Raw genomic sequence first — 20,476 nt, forward strand, 5'->3', positions numbered from 1 at the left:
CTTTCCAAGCTGTTGCTTTTCGGGCTATGGAGGATGTGGTTTCAAGAAGGGCGCGTGCCGTATGGCCGACGACGAGACGCTGGATTTCGATGAGGACGCGGAGCCAAGGCGAGGCCTGTTCCGGCGGATTGTCCGCTATGGCCTGATCGTCATCGCCGCTTTCGTGCTGCTGCCCTACCTGCTGCTGCCACTCTATCGGCCTTCCTTCGTTCATCCGGTCTCGACGCTGATGCTGGGCAAGCTTTTCAGTGGCTACGACCGGCAGTGGGTGGCCTTCGATGACATTGCGCCGGTGCTGGTCCAGTCGGTGATGATGTCGGAGGACGGTCAGTTCTGCAATCACCACGGCGTCGACTGGCGCGAATATCAGGCCGTCATCCAGGATGCGCTTGCCGGCGAAAAGGCGCGCGGCGCGAGCACCATTCCGATGCAGACGGTGAAGAACCTCTATCTCTGGGGCGACCGCTCCTATATCCGCAAGTTCCTGGAATTGCCGCTGGCAATCGCCGCCGATGTCGTCTGGCCGAAAAAGCGGACGATGGAGATTTATCTCAACATCGCGCAGTGGGGGCCGGAAACCTTCGGCATCGAGGCGGCGGCTCGGGAGCAGTTCGGCGTTTCGGCGTCAGAGCTTTCCAGGCGGCAGGCAGCGCTCCTGGCGGTGTCGCTGCCAAATCCGGAAGGGCGGCAGGCCGCAGCGCCGAGCGCCCACATGAACCAGTTGGCCGATCGCGTCGAGCGGCTCGCCGCGCGTTCGGGCTCCTACATCACCTGCCTTTATGACTGACATTCGCCGATTTCATTGGCCGGGCAGGCGGCGTTGCGCTTAACTGCGCCTGCTTTCAACCGCGAGGGACAAGAGGCATGAGCGATCTGACGCTTTATATCGGTAACAAGAACTACTCCTCCTGGTCGTTCCGGCCCTGGCTGGCGATGGAGGCGACCGGCATTCCCTTCAAGGAAGTGCTGATTCCCTTCGATATGCCGGCCGGCAATCCGCGCTTTCGCGAACTCTCGCCTGCCGGCATGGTGCCGGTGCTGCATCACGGCCTGTTCCGGGTGTGGGAATCACTTGCAATCATCGAATATGTCGCCGAGCTTTATCCGGAAGCAGGCCTGTGGCCGGCGGATCGCGCCGAGCGGGCGAGCGCCCGCGTGGCCGCCGCCGAGATGCATGCCGGCTTCACGGCGCTGCGCAACGCCTGCCCGATGAACTTTCGCCGCGATCCGGCCCCGCTTGCGGTCAGCGATGCAGTGAAGGCCAATGTCCGGCGGATCGAATCGCTCTGGCGGGACGCGCTGGAAGCCTCCGGAGGCCCTTTCCTGTTCGGCTCTTTCACGGCTGCCGATGCGATGTACGCGCCGGTCGTCAACCGGTTCGAGATCTACGAACTGGTGGACAATCCGGTGACCCTTGCCTACATGAAGGCGATGAAGGGTCTACCGGCCTTCCAGCGCTGGCGGGATGGCGCCCTTGCAGAAAGCTGGGTGGTGCCCGAAGACGAGGTCTGAGCTTCTTTCCACCGGCCACTAAAAATTTGGCCGGGGGACTGGTCAAATGGCTGCAGGACCTGTATAAGCGCGCCAAATTTCAAGAATTGGAAGACGGGTCCGCGGTGGTTTCTTCCGCCGGCGACTGGGTCTTGCCCTAAGTGGAGTAGTCCGATGGCTGTACCGAAAAGAAAAACGACCCCGTCCAAGCGCGGTATGCGCCGCTCTGCCGATGCCCTGAAGGCTCCGGCTTATGTCGAGGACAAGAATTCCGGCGAACTGCGCCGTCCGCACCACATCGACCTGAAGACCGGCATGTACCGTGGTCGTCAGGTTCTGACGCCGAAGGAAAACGCCTGAGGCCGATGACAACGCATGATGCGTTGGTGTGACTGACAGGAAGCCGTCCTTCGAGGCGGCTTTTTTGTTGCCCGCACGACGGCAGAAGAGGGAGTGCCTGCGATGGAAGATCTTTCCCGTTTCACGCCGCGGCTGAGACCGCAGCCGGTGCATCAGCGCGGCATCAGCGTCACGGTGGAGCCCTACGACGTCCATGATCACGGGGCGGGCCTCTGGCAGGCGCTCGGGAGGGAGCCGGCGGCCGTCAACGCGCTGTTGCAGTATTTCCCCAATCAGGACTTCACCGGGCGCCGCGATTTCGATGCCTGGCTCGATGAGCAAAATGCCTCAGGCCAGTATGTGACGCGCGTCTTCCGCAGGGCGGGCGGCGGCGAAATCGTCGGCATGGCGAGCTATATGCGCATCGACGAGAGGAACGGCGTGATCGAGGTCGGGGCGGTCGCCCACGGTCCGGCGATGCAGCGCTCGGTGATGGCGACAGAGGTCCATTACCTGATGGCCAGGCACGCCTTTGATGACCTGCATTATCGCCGCTACGAGTGGAAGTGCCATAACGAGAATGCGAAGAGCAAGGCTTCAGCCGCCCGTCTCGGCTTCACCTTCGAAGGCGTTTTCCGCAAGCATATGGTCGCCAAGGGCCGCAACCGCGACACCGCCTGGTTCTCGATGATCGATGAGGAATGGCCGGTGATCCGCGCCGCCTTCGAGGCCTGGCTGTCGCCGGAGAACTTCGATGGCGAGGGCCGGCAGCGCCGCGAGCTTGCCGAAATCCGCGCGGAGCTTGCCCAATGAGCAGCAATCGTTCAGCCGCCATCGCCGCCGCCATCATTCTCCTCTGCCTGCTGGCCGGCGGTTATTATCTCCCCGAGGCCGTCAATTACGTGGCGCAGTTCTCGCGCTGGCTGGCGCTCGCGATCGGCGTTGCCTTCGTGCTTGCCGTGTTCGTGGTGCTGTGGCTCCGCGCCCGCTACCAGCGACGCCATGAGGATGACTGAGCCTCAAAGCCCAAGCGTCTGCCACAGCCGATCGACCTTCTCCGTCACCTCGGGTGACATCTTCAGCACCGCGCCCCATTCGCGCTCCGTTTCCGGGCCGAGCTTTGTCGTCGCATCGAGGCCGAGCTTGCCGCCGAGGCCTGCTTTCGGAGAGGCGAAGTCGAGGTAGTCGATTGGGGTGTTGTCGATGACGAGCGTGTCGCGGGCGGCATCGAAGCGGGTCGAAAGCGCCCACATCACATCCTCCCAATTGCGCACATCGATATCCGGGTCGACGACGATGATCAGCTTGGTCATCGAGAATTGCGGTAGCATCGACCACAGCCCCATCATTACCCGGCGCGCCTGTCCCGGATAGCGCTTGTCGATCGAGACAACGATGGCGCGGTAGGAGCAGGCTTCCGGCGGCAGGTGGATATCGGCGATTTCCGGAAACTGCTGTTTGACCAGCGGCACGAACAGCGCGTTCATTGCCTCGCCGAGCACCGAGGGTTCGTCCGGTGGACGGCCGGTATAGGTGGAAAGATAGACCGGGTTTTTCCGCGTCGTGATCGCCGAAAGCGTCATCACCGGGAAGCGTTCGATGGCGTTGAAGTAACCGGTGTGGTCGCCATAGGGGCCTTCATCGGCTTCTTCCGTCACCGAGACCGTGCCTTCGAGGACGATTTCGGCGGTCGCGGGAACTGGCAGCGGCTGGGTCAGCGCGTGGGCGATGCGCTCGCGCTGGCCCTTCAGCACTCCGGCGAAGGCGAGCTCGCTCATGCCTTCCGGCAGCGGCATCACAGCCGACAGGATCGTTGCCGGGTCGGAGCCGATCGCGACCGTGACCGGCATATCCTTTCCGTGGCGCTGCCATGAACGGAAATGCGCCGCCCCGCCGCGCTGCGACAGCCAGCGCATGATCAGGCGATCCTTTCCCAGCACCTGCATGCGGTAGACGCCGACATTGATATCGTCCGGATTGTCGTGGTGACGGGTGATGACCAGCGGCCAGGTGACGAGCGGGGCCGGTTCACCCGGCCAGCACCATTGTATCGGCAGGCGGGCGAGATCGATCTCCGCCCCCTTCCACACGATCGCCTGGCAGGGCGCCCGGCCGCTCTCCTTCGTGCCGAGCGACAGCGCCGAGCGCAGCAGCGTCAGGCTGCCCATCGCCTCCCTGAGGCTCGCAGGCGGTTGCGGGGAGCGCAATGCACCCAGTAGGTCGGCGAGCTTGCCGATCTCGCCGCTGGCGAGCCCGAAGCCCCATTCGATCCGTTCGCGGGTACCGAAGAGATTGGCGACGAGCGGGATCGGGCTTGTCCGGCCATCCGCATCGACAGGGTGCTCAAATAGGAGGGCAGGCCCGCTCTGTTCCAGCACCCGGCGGTGGATTTCGGTGATTTCGTGCCTCAGCGAGACGGGTGCCGATATCCGCTTCAGCCGACCCCGCTTTTCGAGCGTTGCGAGAAAATCCTGAAGGCCGTCGAAGCGGCGCGGGGGCTGATTTTTTTCCATGAAATTTTCATGGCGGTCCGAAAAGCGCCGGTCTTTGCGCTAGCTCAAATCGAAGCGGTGCGCATGTCGATAGGTTCGGCGCATGAAATCTAGCGAAAGGCAAAAACGATGAGACTCCCGCCCGCGCTTGCCATACCTTTCGACCTCGTGCCGATTGCCCTTGCGGAGCGCACCGCCAACCTTCTCCTGCAAAAGCTGATGCGCAAGCATCCGGCCCTGTTCGAGCGGCTCGGCGAGCACAAGTCCAAGCACTATGCCTTCCGTCCCGTCGATCTGCCCTTCGTGTTCCTGATCGCACCGGCGGAGGAAGAGGTTACGGTGCTGCGCAGCGACTGCTCCGTCGAGGCGGATGCGACCGTGGAGGGGCCGTTCTTCATCCTGCTGGCGCTGATGGAGGGCCGGCTTGACGGCGATGCCCTGTTCTTCTCGCGCGATCTCGCCGTCAGCGGCGACATGGAGGCGATGCTGGCGCTTCGCAATGCGCTTGACGATTGCGACATCGATCTGCCGAGCGACCTCTCCTCGCTCGCCGGCCCGTTCGCGCCGATGGTGGCGCACACGGCGGCGCGTATCCGCGGCAAGGTGCTGTTCGAGGAGCCGCGTGCATGGAACTGATCTGCCCGGCAGGTACACCCTCCGCCTTCCGCGCTGCCGTCGAGGCGGGAGCAGACGCCGTCTATTGCGGGTTTTCGGATGAAACCAATGCTCGCAATTTCCCCGGGCTCAATTTTTCCCGCGACGAGCTGCGCGACGCGATCGACCATGCCCACAAGCACGGCACGAAGGTGCTGGTCGCGCTCAACACCTTCATGCGCGCCGGCGACGAGGCGATCTGGTACAAGGGGGCGGAGGATGCCTCGCGGCTCGGCGCAGATGCGCTGATCCTTGCCGATTTCGGGCTGATGGCGCATGTGGCGAAGAACCTGCCCGAGCAGCGCCTGCACGTCTCCGTTCAGGCCTCCGCATCCAATCCCGATGCGATCAATTTCCTGGTCGAGGCCTTCAATGCCAAGCGCGTAGTGCTGCCGCGCACGCTGACGATCGCCGACATTGCGCGCATCGGCAAGGCGGTGAAATGCGAGATCGAGGTCTTCGTCTTCGGCGGTCTTTGCGTGATGGCGGAGGGGCGGTGCTCGCTCTCCTCCTATGCCACCGGCAAGTCTCCGAACATGAACGGCGTCTGCTCGCCGGCAAGCCATGTGCGCTATCGCCGCGAGGGACGCGAGATGATTTCGGAGCTCGGGGGTTACACCATCAATCGCTTCGGCGACGGCGAGGCCGCAGGGTATCCGACGCTCTGCAAGGGCCGGTTCAACATCGGCGACGCTGCGGGCTATGCCTTCGAAGACCCGGTTTCGCTCGATGTGATGAGCGAGATCGATGCACTGCGGGCGGCCGGTGTCTCGGCGCTGAAGATCGAGGGACGCCAGCGCGGCAAGGCCTATGTCGCCGAGGTGGTGTCGACGCTGAAGAAGGCACTCGATGCGCCGCCCGACGTGCGCACCGGGCTGCTCTCGCGGCTCGCCGGGCTGTCGGAGGGGCAGAAGACCACCTCCGGCGCTTATGACAAGAAGTGGCGGTAGAGGGAGGCCAGAACATGCAAACCGAACTCACGCTCGGACCGGTCTATTATCTCTGGGAGGGCGACAAGTGGCGCGATTTCTACTATCGCATCGCCGACGAGGCGCCGGTTTCCCGCGTCGTCGTTGGCGAGACGATCTGTTCCAAGCGCCAGCATCTGATCGACCCGCACATGGAAGATGTCGTCGCCCGGCTTCAGGCGGCCGGCAAGGAGGTGGTCGTTTCCAGCTACGCGCTGGTGACCCTGCCGCGCGAGACGAAGACGCTGAAGGCGCTTGCGGACGATTCCGACAAACTGATCGAGGTCAACGACCTTTCCGCCTTCATGTATCTGAAGAGCCGACCGCATACGGTCGGGCCGCTGGTCAATGTCTACAACGCCCCGACGGCCCGTTTGCTGCAGGCGCGCGGTGCGACGACGCTATGCCTGCCGCCGGAACTGCCGCTGTCCTCGATCGAGGCGATTGCGGCCGCGGGCCCAGGGGTGGAACTCGAGGTCTTCGCCTTCGGGCGGCTGCCGCTGGCGATCTCCGCGCGGTGTGCGCATGCGCGCTCGAAGGGCAAGATCAAGGACAACTGCCAGTTCATCTGCGGCAAGGATCCGGACGGGCTGACGGTCAACACGCTCGCTCGCCAGCCGTTCCTGTCGCTGAACGGGGTTCAGACCATGTCCTACACCTGCCAGTCTTTGCTCGCCGAGCTGCCGCAACTGATGGCGGCCGGAATCGGGCGCTTCCGCCTGTCGCCGCAGGACTGCGACATGGTGGCGGTGGCGGAAGTCTTCCGGAATGTGCTGGATGGGCGGGCTGATGCCGACGAGGGCATGGCGCGGCTCGCCGCGGTCTATCCCGGCGTGCCGCTTTCCAACGGCTTCCTCTACGGGCGGGAAGGGGCCGCGCTGGTGCGTCAGCCGGCCTGACGCGTCAGGTGAGGCCTCAGGCGGCCATCGAGGCGGCAAACAGCGTCAGGCCCATCAGCATGACGCAGAAGGCGGCGGCGATCTCGATCGAGCGGCCTATGGTGTTGGCACGCGACCTGCCACCGCCGGAAAGCCGGACCGCAAGTCCCTTGGCGGTGACCGCGATGGTCGCCAGCACCGAAACCGTGATGGCGGTGCCGATGGCCATGGCGAAGACCGAGGCGATGCCGCCGAGGATCAGACCGTTCAGAAGTGCGAAGGTCAGCACGATCAGCGCGCCCGAGCAGGGGCGCATGCCGATCGCGAGGATGGCGGAACCGGCGCCTTTCCAGTCGAAGCGCTGGCCGCCAAGGGCTGACGGATCGGGCATGTGGGCGTGGCCGCAGCCGCAATCCGGCCCGTGGACATGATGGTCTTCGTGGCCGTGATGATGCTCGTGATGATCATTATGGCTGTGATGATGCGCGTGGTGCTCGTCGTCATGGCTATGCGCAAGCGCCGGACCGCCCGCGAGCGCCGGCCTCGGCCCCAGAAACAGGCCACGAGTCTTGCTCAGGAACAGCCAGGCGCCGAAGGCTGCGATCAGAAGAAAGCTTGCCTGCTCCATGTAGAGCGTCGCGTCCCGCATCGATACGGCGGTGCCGCGCAGGAAGAGATAGGCTGTGCCCACGAGAAGGACAGCGGAGACGCCCTGCGCGATCGAGGCCAGAAGCGAGATCAGCACGCCGCGCTTCAGTTCCGTCTCATTGGCAATCAGATAGGAAGAGATGACGGCCTTGCCGTGGCCGGGGCCGGCGGCATGAAAGACGCCATAGGCGAAGGAGAGGCCGACCAGGCCGAGCACCTTCATCGGATCATCCTTCATCGCCTTCAGGGCGGCTGTCAGCGCATGGTAGAACTGCTGCTGGTAGCGGTTGATCGCAAGGAGAACATGCTGGAGCGGGCCGAAGGAGGACGAGAAGGACGGCTCTGCGGTGCCGATGCCGAGCGGCGAGGTTTGGGCGCGCGCGCTGGTGACCACGATCAGGAGCGTCATCAGCGTTAGCAAAATGGCGGTCGGGCGGGTCAGTCGCATGTTACATCCAGTTTCGTCGCGAAGAGCTTGCTCATGTCTGTCGGGTCGTTGAAGAAGGCCGCCGTCAGCGCATCCTTGTTCTGCGAGATCACCTCGTCCGGATTCGGTCGCAGCACGAGCGTCTGACAGGCTTCGAAGGCCTTGCCGATGGTGACGAGATCGGTGTCCTGATGGAAGTCGATCGCCGTGTACATGGTCGAATCGTAGACACCGAAGGTCAAGTGGCCCTTGAGCTTGATCGGCTTCTCGGGCTTGGCTTCGAAGAAGAGCAGAAGCTGGCCGTCGCGCATATCGGCATGAATCACATCGGGCCGGGCGAGCTTGATGTCTTCGCCGTTGTCGGTGATCTGGGTGTAGAAGTCGTATTCCTCGAGCGAATCGCGCACCGTATCGCCGATGTCCGTCAGCTCTTCGCCGGTCAGCTGATTGTCCATGTTGGCATCGTAATCGAGGATGACCGAGGACGAGAAGAACTCGTCGAAACGCCAGACATTATGAAGCGCGGTGATGTTGCCGTCGTCATCGGCAACGACCTCCAGCCGGGCATCGACGAAGACATGCGGATGCGCGCTTGCGCTGCCGGCGCCAAGGGCACCGAAAAGCAAGGATGCCGCCGCTATTGTTCGTCTCATCTGAAGCCTCGGTTCGGGACATGCGCGTCAGAGGCTTGATGGGTCACAATTGAGTCGGAAACAAGAAGTCTGAGGCAAATTCTTGCCTCAGATGGTGGATATCCGGTTGGCGGAACCTCAAACGATGCGCCAGCCCTTCTCGTCGAAGCGGTGGACCTTGTCCGGCTTGGGGCGCACCACGATCTCCGTGCCGGGCGAAAACTCGATGTCGCCGTCGGTGCGGATGTTGAGGCGGCCGGCCTCCTCGGTCTCGACGCTCATGAAGGTGTCGCTGCCGAGATATTCGGCCGACACGACCTTGCCCTTCCAGCCTGCTCCATCTGTCGCGACATCGAGATGTTCGGGCCGGACGCCGATCTCGGCGGCGTCGTAGGCGCGGGCGGCAGCGCCGGAGATGATGTTCATCTGCGGTGAGCCGATAAAGGTGGCGACGAACAGGTTGACGGGATGCCGGTATAGCTCCAGCGGCGGGCCGACCTGTTCGATGCGCCCGCCGTTCAGCACCACCACCTTGTCGGCCATGGTCATCGCTTCGGTCTGGTCGTGGGTGACGTAGATCGTGGTGGTACCAAGCCGCTGCTGCAGTTCGCGGATTTCCGAGCGCATCTGCACCCGAAGCTTGGCGTCGAGGTTCGACAGAGGCTCGTCGAACAGGAACACCTTCGGCGCACGCACGATCGAGCGGCCCATGGCGACGCGCTGGCGCTGGCCGCCGGAAAGGGCCGCGGGCTTGCGGTCGAGCAGTGGTTCGAGATTAAGGATCGCCGCGGCCTTTCCGACGCGCTCCTTGATCTCCGCCTTGTCGTGGCCATTGAGCTTCAGCGAGAAGCCCATATTGGTGGCCACGTCCATATGCGGATAGAGCGCGTAATCCTGAAACACCATGGCGATGTCGCGATCGCGCGGGGCGAGATCGTTGACCACCGTGCCGTCGATCGAGACCTCGCCGGCGGAGATGCCCTCCAGCCCGGCAATCATCCGGAGCATCGTGGATTTGCCGCAACCCGAAGGTCCGATCAGGATGACGAATTCGCCGTCATCGATATCGAACGAGGTGCCGTGGATAACCTCTAAAGAGCCGAAACTCTTATGTAAATCGGCAACTTCTACCCTTGCCATGCTTCCTCCCAGATTGTCGCTTGACACAAAACAAAGGTGACTTAATCTAACTCATGACGGATTTCAGACCGTTTGCCAACCCGGCACCTGAAATCCGCCGGAGGAAATTTTGGGAGGAATTTCATATGAAACGCAGCACCCGTCTGGGGCTTCTTGTCGTGTCCACAGTTCTCGCTGGCGCGCCGCTGGCGCATGCCGCCGGCGAAATCATCACCGGTGATACGGTCGGCCCTGCCGATGCGGAGAATACGCTGATCTTCCGCATGACCGGAGATGGGCCTCGCAACAATGATCCTAATGTGGCTGCCGGCTATGGCGATCTGTTTCGGGCCTATGTGGAAAACCATCCGGGCTGGAAGGTCGAGCTGCAGATGATGTCCGGCGACATCAACCAGGAGCAGGCGCGCATCCTCGAACAGGCCCAGTCCGGCAACGCACCCGATTGCGCGGCTGTCGACAGCTTCGTGCTGGCGCAGTTCATGGGCGCGGGTGTGCTGCAGTCGTTCTCGCCGTATTTCAGCGAAGAGGAAATTGGTCAGCTCTTCCCGTTCGTCCGCGAGGGCATTACCGGCGACGATGGTGATATCTACGCCTGGTGGTGGTCGACCGACCTTCGGGTTCTTTACCGCGACAAGTCGGTGATCGCCGATGCGCCGGAAACCTGGGAGGCGACGAAGGCCGCGGCCATCGCGTCCACCGACGAAGGCAAGGAAGGCCTCCTGTTCAACGGTTCGCGCTATGAAGGCACGACCTTTGACTGGCTTGCCAATTTCTGGGGGCAGGGCGGCAGCCTCGTCGATGACAGCGGAAAGCCGATCTTCGCCGAGGGCGAGAACCGGCAGAAGTTCATCGATGCGGTCAACTACTATCGTGATCTCGTCGAAAGCGGCGCCGCACCGAAGCGTGTGGCGAGCATCGGCAATTACGACGACTTCAACGCCGCAGCCGCGGCCGGAACGACGGCGCTCTTCGTTGGCGGCAACTGGCAGCTGAAGCAGCTCAAGGACACGCTGGACGAGGAGACGTTTGAAAACTGGACCTTCTCGGCACTGCCCGGCCCGACGGCCGACCAGCGCTCGACAGGTACCGGCGGCTGGACCGTAGCGGCCCTCAGCGATGACCCGGCCAAGATCGAGATGTGCGCCGATCTCGCCCGCGAGATCTACATGGGGCCGGCGAACGAGTTGCAGGAGCAGCTTCCGACCCGTGCCGACCTCTATTCAAAATACGAGGTCTTCGGCTCGCCGGCCAACAAGGCCTTCGCCGAGGCTCTGAAGACGGGCCATGCCCGCCCGGGCGTTCCGGTCTATCCGGAAATCTCGAACCAGATCCAGATCATGTTCGGCAAGGTGCTGACCGGATCGCAGGAAACCGAAGCAGCCGTTGACGAAGCCTTCCAGGCCTCGATGGACGCCTACAACCGGCTTTGAGCCAGCGGCGCGGCGTCCAGGCGCCGCGCCCGCCACGTCTTTGAAGCCGCGCGGGGAGACCTGCGCGGCGTTTCTGGATCGGCGCCGGGCGGATGCCCGCGCCGCAGGAATGAGGAACGGCTCATGACCGATTTACCCTCGACGCCGGGGGCTGCAGCGAAGATCAGGCCGACGGCCAGAGGCGGGCGCCACACCATGGTTGCGCCCTGGCTGATGCCGCTAATCTTCATTCTCGGCGCCTTCTATCTCTATCCGGTGATGGAGGTCTTCCGCCTTGCCTTCACCAATGCGACGCTGCTGAAGGTCGGCGACAGCTACGGGCTCTCGACCTTCATCGACACGCTCGGCCGTCCGGAACTGCTGCAGATCCTGTTTGTCACCTTCGTCTTCACCGGCGCAAGCGTTGTCGGTCAGCAAATCCTAGGGCTCGCGGTCGCCCTCGTCGTCGTGCGCGGTGAACAGCGCCGACTGATCGGCACGACCATCCTGAGGACCACGGCGCTGGTTGCCTGGGTGGTGCCCGGCATTGCCGGTGGCATCATCTGGAAGATGCTGTTCAACGAGGCGCCCTTCGGCGGCCTCAACAGCCTGCTGCGGCTGTTCAGCATGGGTCCGGTGCAGTGGCTATCCGATCCGCATATCGCGATCTGGTCGGCGGTGCTTTCCAATGTCTGGCGCGGCACGGCGTTTTCGATGGTGGTGATGTATGCCGCGCTGAAGGCGATCAATCCGGTACTCTACGAGGCTTCGGCCATCGACGGCGCCCGCTCGTGGCAGCGCTTCTTCTACGTCACCCTGCCGCAGCTTCGCGCCGCGATCCTGATCAACATGATCCTGATCACCATCCAGACGCTCAACACCTTTGACGCGATCATCTCGCTGACCGGCGGCGGGCCGGGACGGGCGACGGAAGTACTGTCGCTCTACACCTTCAACGTCATCTTCCGGAACTATGATCTGTCGGTCGGCGCGGTGCTGTCGATCATCATGCTGGTGATCTCGCTCGGCCTTGCGATCATCTATGCGCGCTTCCTGCCGAAAGGAGAGGGACGATGAGAGCCTCGACCCAGAACCGCATCGGCGATGCCTTCAGCTACCTGTTCATGATCGTTGCCTTCGTCTTCTTCGCGTGGCCGCTGGTGTGGCTTCTGTCGCTGGCGCTCAGAACCCGCAAGGAGATCTATCTCGGCGTCAGCCGGCTTATTCCGCATGATCCGACGCTGGACAATTTCATGGCGATCCTGTCTTCGCCAAAATTCGCGCTCTATCTCTGGAACGCGCTGAAGCTTTCGACCATGAGCGGCATCGTCTGCCTGATCGTGGCGCTGCCGGCGGCCTATGCCTTCTCGCGCCTGCCGATGAAGGGCAAGGGACCATGGCTGATGGGCATTCTTGCCTTCCAGATGATCTCGCCGCTGGTGATCATGATCCCGCTCTACCGCTACATGGCCTCGCTCAACCTGCTGGACAATCAGCCGGCGGCGACGCTCGTCTATACAGCGCTGGTGGTGCCGATGGTGACATGGATCCTGAAGGGTTTCATGGACGGCATTCCGAAAAGTCTCGACGAGGCGGCGCTGATTGATGGTGCCACCCATTTCGGCGTGTTCTTCCGCGTCATCCTGCCGCTGTCGAAGCCGGGCATCGCGTCTGCCTTCATCATCGCGGTGATCACCGGATGGTCTCAGTTCCTGGTGCCCTTCCTGCTGTTCACCAAGGAATCGCTCACCCCCATTGCCGTCGGCATCTTCCAGTATGCCGGCACGCAAAATGATTCCTCCATGCAGGTGCTCGCGGCCGCCTGCCTGGTGTCCGTCGCGCCCGCGATCATCGCCTTCCTGCTTCTGCAGCGCCTCATTCTCAGCGCCATGACGGCTGGTGCCGTCAAGGGCTGACCAACTCAACGGAAACATATCAATGCCTCTCACCCATGCCCAGCGCCTCGACCGCCTGACGGTCAGGCTTCAGGAACTCGAATTCTGGCGCGCGCGCGACCGCCGCGACATTACCGGCTGGACCTTCGAGGGCCAGCCGATTGCCCTCGGCGAAGGCTGGCCGCGTGTCGACGGTCCGGTTCATTTCGCCGCGCATGCGGATATCCCCGCGGACTGGGACCTTGAGGACACCCGCGCCTATATCGATCTCGGTGGCGAAAGCCTGGTGACCTTCACCGCCGCTGACGGCGCCGCCAAGAGCCACGGCAACGATCCGTATCACCGCGAATTCTCCGTCTTTGCCCGCAGCTTCGATATTGCGTCGGAAAGCGTGCCGCGCGCCCCGTTCGGCGTGCCGGTCAAGGAACCGCGGCTGGAGCGGACGGAAATCTTCTGGCTCGACCGGCCGGTGGATGATCTCTGGCTTCTGCTGCGCCAGATCGACGAGACGGTCCGCACCATCATCGACCACGAGGCCGTGCCGCACCTTCTCGCGCTTTCCGAAGAGGCCTTCTCCCGGCTCGACTGGCCGTCGGAGACACAGAACTATATCGCCCGTATTTCGCCTTGGACCCAGCAGCAGAAGATCTGGAAACTGCCGGAGATGAAGGAACACCCCGCCGGGCTTTCCGATGCCGAGCGACAGAGCGTGGCGGATACCTATGACTGGCTGATGGGCGAACTGAAGGCGCTGCGCGAGCGCTTCCCGCCGCAGGGCAAGGTTTCGCTCACCGGCCACGCCCATATCGACCTTGCCTGGCTCTGGCCCTATGCCGAGACCCGCCGCAAGAACCGGCGGAGTTTCCATACGACGCTCCGGCTGATGGAGAAATTCCCGGACTTCCGCTTCAACCAGACCACGGCGCATTACTATCAGCAGCTCGAAAAGGACGACTCCGAACTGCTCGCCGATATTGTCTCCAAGGTGAAGAGCGGCCAGTGGGATGTGCTCGGCGGCATGTGGGTCGAGCCCGACACCAACATGCCGACCGGTGAGTCGCTCGCTCGCCAGATCCTCTACGGCCAGCGCTATTTCGAGCGCGTCTTCGGCTTTCGCCACGATGTCTGCTGGCTGCCGGACTGCTTCGGCTTCTCGCCAGCCCTGCCACAGCTTCTGAAGCAGGGCGGCATGGATAACTTCCTGACCATCAAGGTCAACTGGTCGGAGACCAACCGCTTCCCCACCGACCTGTTCTGGTGGGAGGGGCTCGACGGATCGCGCGTGCTGACCCACACCTTCGACAACCCGGTCGAGGGCTATAACGGCGTCGTCCGCCCGGATTCGGTGATCAACACCTGGCGCAACTACCGCCAGAAGGACACACACGACACGACACTGCTGAGCGTCGGTTACGGCGATGGCGGTGGCGGTGTGACGGCGGAGATGATCCGCCGCGAACAACAGCTACAGGTTTTCCCGGTTCTGCCGGAAACGAAGTGGGAGCTTGTCACCGACTTCTTCGCCCGCGTCCACGAGACGGTGCCGGCGAAATCGCTCAATGTCTGGCGCGGCGAGATCTATCTCGAACTTCATCGCGGTACGCTTACCAGCCAGAGCATCGTCAAGCGTCTGCACCGGCGCGCCGAGCGCGATCTCATCACCGCCGAGACTCTGGAAAGCCTCGATTATCTCACCGGCGGCGACTATCCGGTGTCGCTGGAGGAAAACTGGCAGGTGGTGCTGAAGAACGAGTTCCACGACATCCTGCCAGGTTCCAGCATCAAGGAAGTCTACGAGGATGCCGCGGAAGAACTCACCGGTGTCATCGATGCGGCAAGGTCACGGCGCGAGGCAAGGCTCAAGGCGATTGCGGCCCGGCTGCCGGATGGCGGCGAGGGCGTGCTGCTGGCCGTCAATCCTTCATTGTCACCGATGCCGCTGCGCTTTGCTGGCGAGAGCGGTTGGATCTCATCGGGCAGCGTGCTGCCGCCGCTCTCGGTGAATGTCCTGTCGGAGGCCGATCTTGCGCCTGCCGGAGCGGTTTCTGCCGACCCGCGTCACCTCGAAAACGACATCCTGAAGGTCACCTTCGGCGATGACGGCAATATCGCAAGCCTGGTCCACAAGCCTTCCGGTCGCGAGACGCTTGCCGGCCCCGGCAACCGGCTGATCGCCTATCCGATGGACAAGCCGCGAAGCTGGGACGCCTGGGATATCGAGGCAGACTACGACGCCAAGTCCGAGCCGCTCGACACTCCGGACGAGATCGCGCTGGTCGAGACTGGTCCACACCGGGCGGCGATCCGGATTACCCGTACATGGCGGCATTCGCGTATCGTCCAGACGCTGTCGCTATCGGCAGGCAGCCCTCGTCTCGATATCCACACCGAGGTCGACTGGCATGACCGGCGGGCGCTGCTGCGCACCGAGACACCGCTTGCCATCCACCACGGCAAGGCAATTGGCGAATGCGCTTTCGGCGTTATCGAACGGGCGACGCACGCCAACACGACATGGCAGCAGACTGCCTTCGAGTTCGCCGCGCATCGCTTCGTCGATCTCGCCGAAAACGGCTTCGGCTTCGCGCTGCTGAACGATGCCAAATATGGCTACAGCGCCCGCGGCAATGTCCTTGGCCTGTCGCTGCTGCGCTCCCCGATCTATCCCGATCCGCTCGCCGACGAGGGCCATCAGGCCTTCACCTATGCGCTGATGCCGCACGAGGGCAACTGGCACGAGGCCGGCGTTCTGACCGAGGCCGAACTCCTCAATCAGCCGCCGCTGACGCTTGCGGTCTCCGGCAAGGTGGCTGGCGTCCAGATCCCGCTCAAGGTTTCCGGTGTTCCGGCAGCGCTCGGCGGCCTGAAGCTGAAGGAGGATAGCAGCAGCGATCTCGTTCTGCGCGTCTACGAACCCGCCGGTCGTCGCGGCCCGATCGGCGTCGAGACGCCGCAAGGCTTTGCGCTTTCCGATGCGGTGACCCTGATGGAAGAACCCTCAGGAGCCGCCGCCGACCAGCTGATGCCTTTCGAGGTGAAAAGCTGGGTTATCGGGAAGGGCTGAAATACGGTCTGGAAACAATCTCCCCCTCAAAGGGGGGGATTGTGGCAGTCAGGCCCTGGTGCTTCAGCGCCGGCCTTGCAACGCACGGCTCCTCGTCGGAAAATCGAGTTCATTGACGGGGAGAATCGCGATGAAACTGACGGGGGCCAATGGCGGGCAGGCGGCGCAGCGCAATCGCGCGATGATCCTCGCTGCCATCCATCGCGACGGCCCGGTCTCGCGCAGCGAACTTGCCGAAAAATCGCGGCTGACCAAGCAAGCCGTCACCCGCATCGTCGAGCGGCTGATCGATGACGGGCTGATCATGGAGGCGCGGCGGCGGCACGGGTTGCGCGGACAGCCGGCGATCGAGCTCGAGATCAATCCGGACGGGCTCTCGTCGATCGGCGTTCATATCGACCGCTCGCATCTCACCATCCTGGCCGTCAACGGAACCGGCCAGGTGCTGGCCCGGGAGCATCACGAAGAACCTTTCATGATGCCGGACATGGCGATGAAATACCTGAAGGAGACGTTTCGCGACTTCCTTCGGCGCGGGGCCATCAACAAGGAGCGCCTCGCCGGCATCGGCATCGCCATTCCCGACTGGCTGGGCGAGATCGGCGTGATCGGCATCCCGGAAGCCTATGGCGCCTGGACGCGCTTCGACATGCGGGCCGCAATCGCGGATTTCGCCGACGATCCCGTTTATATCGACAATGATGCGAATGCCGCCGCGCTCGGCGAGGTCGAATATGGCCTTGGCACCGAGATGCGGACCTTCTTCTATATTCTGGTCAACGCCTGCCTTGGCGGCGCGCTCGTCATCGATGGACGTCTGCACAAGGGGGCGAGCGGGCTCGGCGGCGAGATCGGGTGGGTACCGCTCGCGCTGGAAGACGGTTCCGCCGAGACCCGGCCGATCGGCGACATGTTCTCGCTGATCATCCTGCAGGATATCCTGGCGCGCGAGGGGATCGCCATCGAAAAGCCAGCCGACCTGCTGATGCTCGACGAACGCGGCAAGCAGATCGTCAGCGCCTGGCTCGCGCGGTTTGCGGTCAAGCTGGCCGAGGCCATCATCAATGTCGGCATGATCGTCGATCCGGACGGCGTCGTCATCGGCGGAAGGCTGCCGGCGCGGCTGATCGATGAACTGCTGCTCTATGTGCACGACGAGATCACTAAACGCGGCGTCACCGCGCCGTCGCTGCATCGGGCCGCCGGCTCGGCGGATGCGGTGGCGCGCGGCGCTGCCGCAATGCCGCTCGCCCATGCGATGTCGCTGCCGTCTGCCGAAAGCGCCCAGCGCGTGCGGATGCCGCTCACCAACGCCCTGCGGCGCGCACCGGCCTGAGGCGGGTCAGCCGTTGATCACGGCCTCCACTGCCGCCCGCGGACCCTTTTTGGCAATCGCGCGATAGGCTTCGACGATTGTCGAGCGGAAGCCTGGCTCGCGGCGCAGGTCCTCTTCGAAGACGGCGTCGTTGTTCAGGATCACGTCGACCAGCGCGTCGCCGTCGTAGTTTTTTGCCTTCGCGATCAGGTCGTCACTCAGCGGATCTGTCAGCTTGCCGCCTTCGTCCGCCGTCACCTTGACGAAACGGATCCAGCCGGCAACGGCCAGCGCGAGCAACGGCCAGGGCGTGTTGCTCTGCAGGTGCCAGGCGATGCCGTGCAGCAGGCGTTGGGGCAGTTTCTGACTGGTGTCCCAGGCGATCTGGGCGGTGCGGTGCTTCAGCTTCGGATTGGCGAAGCGGGTGATCAGCTCGTCGGCATAGGCCTCGAGGTCGACACCCTCGATCGGCGGCAGGGTGGGGCGCTGTTCGTCGAGCATGATCTTGCGTGCGGCCTTGCGGAACACCGGATCGGCCATGCAGGCGGCGACTGTTTCGAGACCGGAAAGGCTGCCGAGCATCGCCAGGAATGTGTGTGCGCCGTTGAGCATGCGAAGCTTCATCATCTCGAACGGGCGGACATCGTCGGTCAATGTCGCGCCGCCTTCGGCAAAGGGCGGCCGGTCGGTGGCAAAGTCGTCCTCGATCACCCACTGGCGGAAAGGCTCGCAGACAATGCCGTTCTCATCCTCACGGCCGTTGATCTTCATCAGCAGGTCGCGGCCATAATCATCGAGCGCCGGCACGACGCGGTCGACCATGGTGGAAGGGAAGCTGACATTGGCATCGATCCAGTCGGCAAGGCCGGTATCGCGCTTGTGCGCAAGGCCGAGGACGACGGCGCGCACCAGCTTGCCGTTATCGGGCTGATTGTCACAGGAGAGAACGGTAAGTCCCGGCAATCCGGCTTCGCGCCTCAGCCGCAGACCCTCGACGATCACGCCGATCGCGGTTGTGGGATTTTCCGGCGTCTTGAGATCGGCGATGATACCCTTGTTGTCTGGGTCGAGATGGCCGTTGCGGCTGCAATAGCCCTTCTCGGTGATCGTCAGGCTGATGACCGCCATCGGCTCGGCCGCGATAATGCCGAGCAGCGTGTCCATGCCGTCACGCTTCGGGTGACAGGTGCCGATGACGACGCCGATTTCGCGTGCCGTGACGGTGTCCGCGTCGATCTCGGCGACGGTATAGGTGTTGCCGGCCTCATCAAGGGCGGTCAGCTCCTCGACGCCGGAGTTGAGGCGGCAGGCGATCACGCCCCAGTCTCCGCCGACCTTGTTCATGCCTTCCTGCAGATAGATCATCTGATGGGCGCGGGCAAAGCCACCGAAACCGATATGGAGAATGCGCGGCTTCAGCACGCCTACATCGAATTGAGGGCTTTCCCTCAGAACAGTCTCTTCCATATCGGTATCCTCTCACTCCGGAATGCACGCTGAGCATATCGTTGCCCGACGCGACGTTCGTCAAGGCTTGATTGTGATAAAAGAGCGTGCGGTCCGCCGATGCCAAAGGAACTTTCGCCCCGGCATGGCGTTGTTGGCGGGTGCTTTTCACATTGGAGTTTCAACATGTCCGGACGGGTGCTTCTGCAGTTTTTTCATTGGTACTATCCGGACGGAGGCAAGCTTTGGGATGAAGTGGCGGAAAAGGCCGAGAGCCTTGCCACGATCGGTGTCACAGACGTCTGGCTGCCGCCGGCCTACAAGGGCTCTTCCGGCGGCTATTCCGTCGGCTACGACACCTACGACCTGTTTGACCTTGGCGAATTCGACCAGAAGGGCACGGTTGCCACCAAATACGGCGATCGTGGCGCTCTGGAGAATGCCTGCCGCACGCTTGCCGATCATGGCATCGGCGCTATTCACGACGTTGTCTTGAACCACAAGATGGGCGCCGACGAAAAGGAGCGGGTGAAGGTCCGCCGCGCCAATCCCGAAAACCGCACCGAGATCGAGGACGAAGCCTTCGAGGCGGAAGCCTATACCCGCTTCACCTTTCCGGGACGGCAGGGCAAGTACTCGAAATTCATCTGGACGCAGAAGTGCTTCACCGGCATCGACTATCTCGAGAACCCGAACGAGACCGGCGTCTTCCGCCTCGTCAACGAATATGGCGAGGGCGAGTGGAACGACGAGGTCGACCAGGAACTCGGCAATTACGATTATCTGATCGGCGCCGATATCGAATTCCGCAACCGCGCCGTCTACGAGGAGCTGAAATACTGGGGGCGGTGGTTTTCCGAACAGGTCGCCGTCGGCGGCTTTCGCCTCGACGCCGCCAAGCACATCCCGGCCTGGTTCTTCCGCGACTGGATCGGGCACATGCGCGAAGCCGTCAGGGAAGACCTCTTCGTCGTCGCCGAATACTGGCACCCGGATATCGGCGCGCTTGAGGCCTATCTCGATCTGGTCGATGGCCAGCTGACGCTCTTCGATGTCGGCCTGCATCACAATTTCCATGATGCCTCGAAGGCCGGCGGCGATTACGACATGCGAACCATCTTCGACGGCGCCTTTGTCACGGCGAAGCCGGAGCATGCGGTGACGCTGGTGGAAAATCATGACACCCAGCCGCTGCAATCGCTGGAGGCGGCCGTCGAGCCCTGGTTCAAGCCGCTTGCCTATGCACTGATCCTGATGCGCGAGCAGGGCATTCCAAGTGTGTTTTATGCTGACCTTTACGGCGTCGAATATCGCGATAGCGGCGATGACGGCAACGAGCATGACATCGTCATGCCAAAGATCGAATGTCTGCCGAAGCTGATCGAGGCGCGCAGGCGCTTCGCCAATGGCGCCCAGACCGACATTTTCGACGATCCGCACTGCCTGGCGATCGTCCGGCAGGGCACGGCGGATGCCGCCGGTTCCGTCACCGTGCTGACCAATGGCGACGAGGCTTCAAAGGAAATCGAGCTCGGCGAGGCTCATGCCGGCGCGACCTTCCGCGATTTCCTCGGCCACCGCGAGGACACGGTAACCGCCGACGAGAACGGCAAGGCGACCTTCCCGGTGAATGCCGGCAGCGTCAGCGTCTGGGTGCGTGAGGACAGCCTCTGAGCGA

General features: G+C 63.0%; 19 protein-coding genes. 14 read left to right on the top strand and 5 right to left on the bottom strand.

What is annotated here, in order from left to right; all coding sequences use genetic code 11:
* Positions 1-61 precede the first annotated feature (61 nt).
* The 5 genes from TM49_RS10715 (at position 62) to TM49_RS10735 (ending at position 2,846) form a co-directional block, all read left to right on the top strand.
* Positions 62-787, top strand: coding sequence for a biosynthetic peptidoglycan transglycosylase (locus tag TM49_RS10715; RefSeq protein ID WP_045681171.1), 726 nt, complete (start codon positions 62-64; stop codon positions 785-787).
* 77 nt (positions 788-864) lie between these two features.
* A complete protein-coding gene (locus TM49_RS10720) occupies positions 865-1,512 on the top strand; it encodes a glutathione S-transferase family protein (RefSeq protein WP_045681172.1) in 648 nt (215 codons plus the stop codon).
* 153 nt (positions 1,513-1,665) lie between these two features.
* On the top strand, positions 1,666-1,851 hold the full coding sequence (gene rpmF, locus TM49_RS10725; RefSeq protein WP_045681174.1) for a 50S ribosomal protein L32: 186 nt from the start codon (positions 1,666-1,668) through the stop codon (positions 1,849-1,851).
* A gap of 102 nt (positions 1,852-1,953) precedes the next feature.
* On the top strand, positions 1,954-2,643 hold the full coding sequence (locus TM49_RS10730) for a GNAT family N-acetyltransferase (protein ID WP_045685120.1): 690 nt from the start codon (positions 1,954-1,956) through the stop codon (positions 2,641-2,643).
* Positions 2,640-2,846, top strand: coding sequence for a hypothetical protein (locus TM49_RS10735; RefSeq protein ID WP_045681176.1), 207 nt, complete (start codon positions 2,640-2,642; stop codon positions 2,844-2,846). Before TM49_RS10730 ends, TM49_RS10735 begins: the two co-directional genes overlap by 4 nt.
* A gap of 3 nt (positions 2,847-2,849) precedes the next feature.
* Here the strand turns inward: TM49_RS10735 and TM49_RS10740 are convergent, their stop codons facing one another.
* Positions 2,850-4,343 carry a UbiD family decarboxylase gene (locus tag TM49_RS10740; protein ID WP_045681177.1) on the bottom strand — a complete coding sequence of 498 codons (1,494 nt, stop codon included), beginning with the start codon at positions 4,341-4,343 and terminating at the stop codon, positions 2,850-2,852.
* Positions 4,344-4,451: 108 nt separating this feature from the next.
* Between TM49_RS10740 and ubiT the strand changes: the two genes are divergently transcribed.
* The 3 genes from ubiT to ubiV are packed head-to-tail and all read left to right on the top strand — an operon-like array spanning position 4,452 to position 6,843.
* Entirely contained in the window at positions 4,452-4,958 is a 507-nt protein-coding gene (ubiT, locus tag TM49_RS10745) for a ubiquinone anaerobic biosynthesis accessory factor UbiT (protein ID WP_045681179.1), read from the top strand.
* Positions 4,949-5,926, top strand: coding sequence for a ubiquinone anaerobic biosynthesis protein UbiU (gene ubiU, locus TM49_RS10750; protein WP_045681181.1), 978 nt, complete (start codon positions 4,949-4,951; stop codon positions 5,924-5,926). Before ubiT ends, ubiU begins: the two co-directional genes overlap by 10 nt.
* Positions 5,927-5,940: 14 nt before the next feature.
* Positions 5,941-6,843 carry a ubiquinone anaerobic biosynthesis protein UbiV gene (gene ubiV, locus TM49_RS10755; protein ID WP_045681183.1) on the top strand — a complete coding sequence of 301 codons (903 nt, stop codon included), beginning with the start codon at positions 5,941-5,943 and terminating at the stop codon, positions 6,841-6,843.
* A gap of 16 nt (positions 6,844-6,859) precedes the next feature.
* Here ubiV and TM49_RS10760 read toward each other — a convergent pair whose 3' ends face one another.
* The 3 genes from TM49_RS10760 to TM49_RS10770 form a co-directional block, all read right to left on the bottom strand.
* Entirely contained in the window at positions 6,860-7,918 is a 1,059-nt protein-coding gene (locus TM49_RS10760; RefSeq protein WP_045681185.1) for a nickel/cobalt transporter, read from the bottom strand.
* Positions 7,909-8,550 carry a DUF1007 family protein gene (locus TM49_RS10765; protein ID WP_045681187.1) on the bottom strand — a complete coding sequence of 214 codons (642 nt, stop codon included), beginning with the start codon at positions 8,548-8,550 and terminating at the stop codon, positions 7,909-7,911. Before TM49_RS10765 ends, TM49_RS10760 begins: the two co-directional genes overlap by 10 nt.
* Before the next feature lie 117 nt (positions 8,551-8,667).
* A complete protein-coding gene (locus TM49_RS10770) occupies positions 8,668-9,669 on the bottom strand; it encodes an ABC transporter ATP-binding protein (RefSeq protein WP_045681188.1) in 1,002 nt (333 codons plus the stop codon).
* A gap of 125 nt (positions 9,670-9,794) precedes the next feature.
* On the opposite strand from TM49_RS10770, the gene TM49_RS10775 reads away from it, so the two are divergent.
* The 5 genes from TM49_RS10775 (at position 9,795) to TM49_RS10795 (ending at position 17,373) form a co-directional block, all read left to right on the top strand.
* The gene (locus TM49_RS10775) at positions 9,795-11,099 is read left to right on the top strand and encodes an extracellular solute-binding protein (RefSeq protein ID WP_045681189.1); all 1,305 of its coding nucleotides are present in this window, start codon (positions 9,795-9,797) and stop codon (positions 11,097-11,099) included.
* A 195-nt stretch (positions 11,100-11,294) separates the two neighbouring features.
* Positions 11,295-12,155 (top strand): carbohydrate ABC transporter permease, encoded by an 861-nt coding sequence (locus TM49_RS10780; RefSeq protein ID WP_052699808.1) that lies wholly within the window; start codon positions 11,295-11,297, stop codon positions 12,153-12,155.
* Positions 12,152-12,994 (top strand): carbohydrate ABC transporter permease, encoded by an 843-nt coding sequence (locus tag TM49_RS10785; protein WP_045681191.1) that lies wholly within the window; start codon positions 12,152-12,154, stop codon positions 12,992-12,994. Before TM49_RS10780 ends, TM49_RS10785 begins: the two co-directional genes overlap by 4 nt.
* Before the next feature lie 22 nt (positions 12,995-13,016).
* Positions 13,017-16,037: an alpha-mannosidase gene (locus TM49_RS10790; RefSeq protein ID WP_045681193.1), complete on the top strand. Its 3,021-nt coding sequence runs from the start codon at positions 13,017-13,019 to the stop codon at positions 16,035-16,037.
* 130 nt (positions 16,038-16,167) lie between these two features.
* On the top strand, positions 16,168-17,373 hold the full coding sequence (locus tag TM49_RS10795; RefSeq protein WP_045681195.1) for an ROK family transcriptional regulator: 1,206 nt from the start codon (positions 16,168-16,170) through the stop codon (positions 17,371-17,373).
* Between the two features lie 6 nt (positions 17,374-17,379).
* On the opposite strand, the gene TM49_RS10800 is transcribed toward TM49_RS10795, so the two are convergent.
* Entirely contained in the window at positions 17,380-18,819 is a 1,440-nt protein-coding gene (locus TM49_RS10800) for a mannitol dehydrogenase family protein (protein ID WP_045681198.1), read from the bottom strand.
* A gap of 165 nt (positions 18,820-18,984) precedes the next feature.
* Between TM49_RS10800 and amyA the strand changes: the two genes are divergently transcribed.
* Entirely contained in the window at positions 18,985-20,472 is a 1,488-nt protein-coding gene (amyA, locus tag TM49_RS10805) for an alpha-amylase (protein WP_045681200.1), read from the top strand.
* Positions 20,473-20,476 lie beyond the last annotated feature (4 nt).

Source organism: Martelella endophytica (assembly GCF_000960975.1).
In the GTDB taxonomy this organism is placed as follows: Bacteria; Pseudomonadota; Alphaproteobacteria; order Rhizobiales; family Rhizobiaceae; genus Martelella; species Martelella endophytica.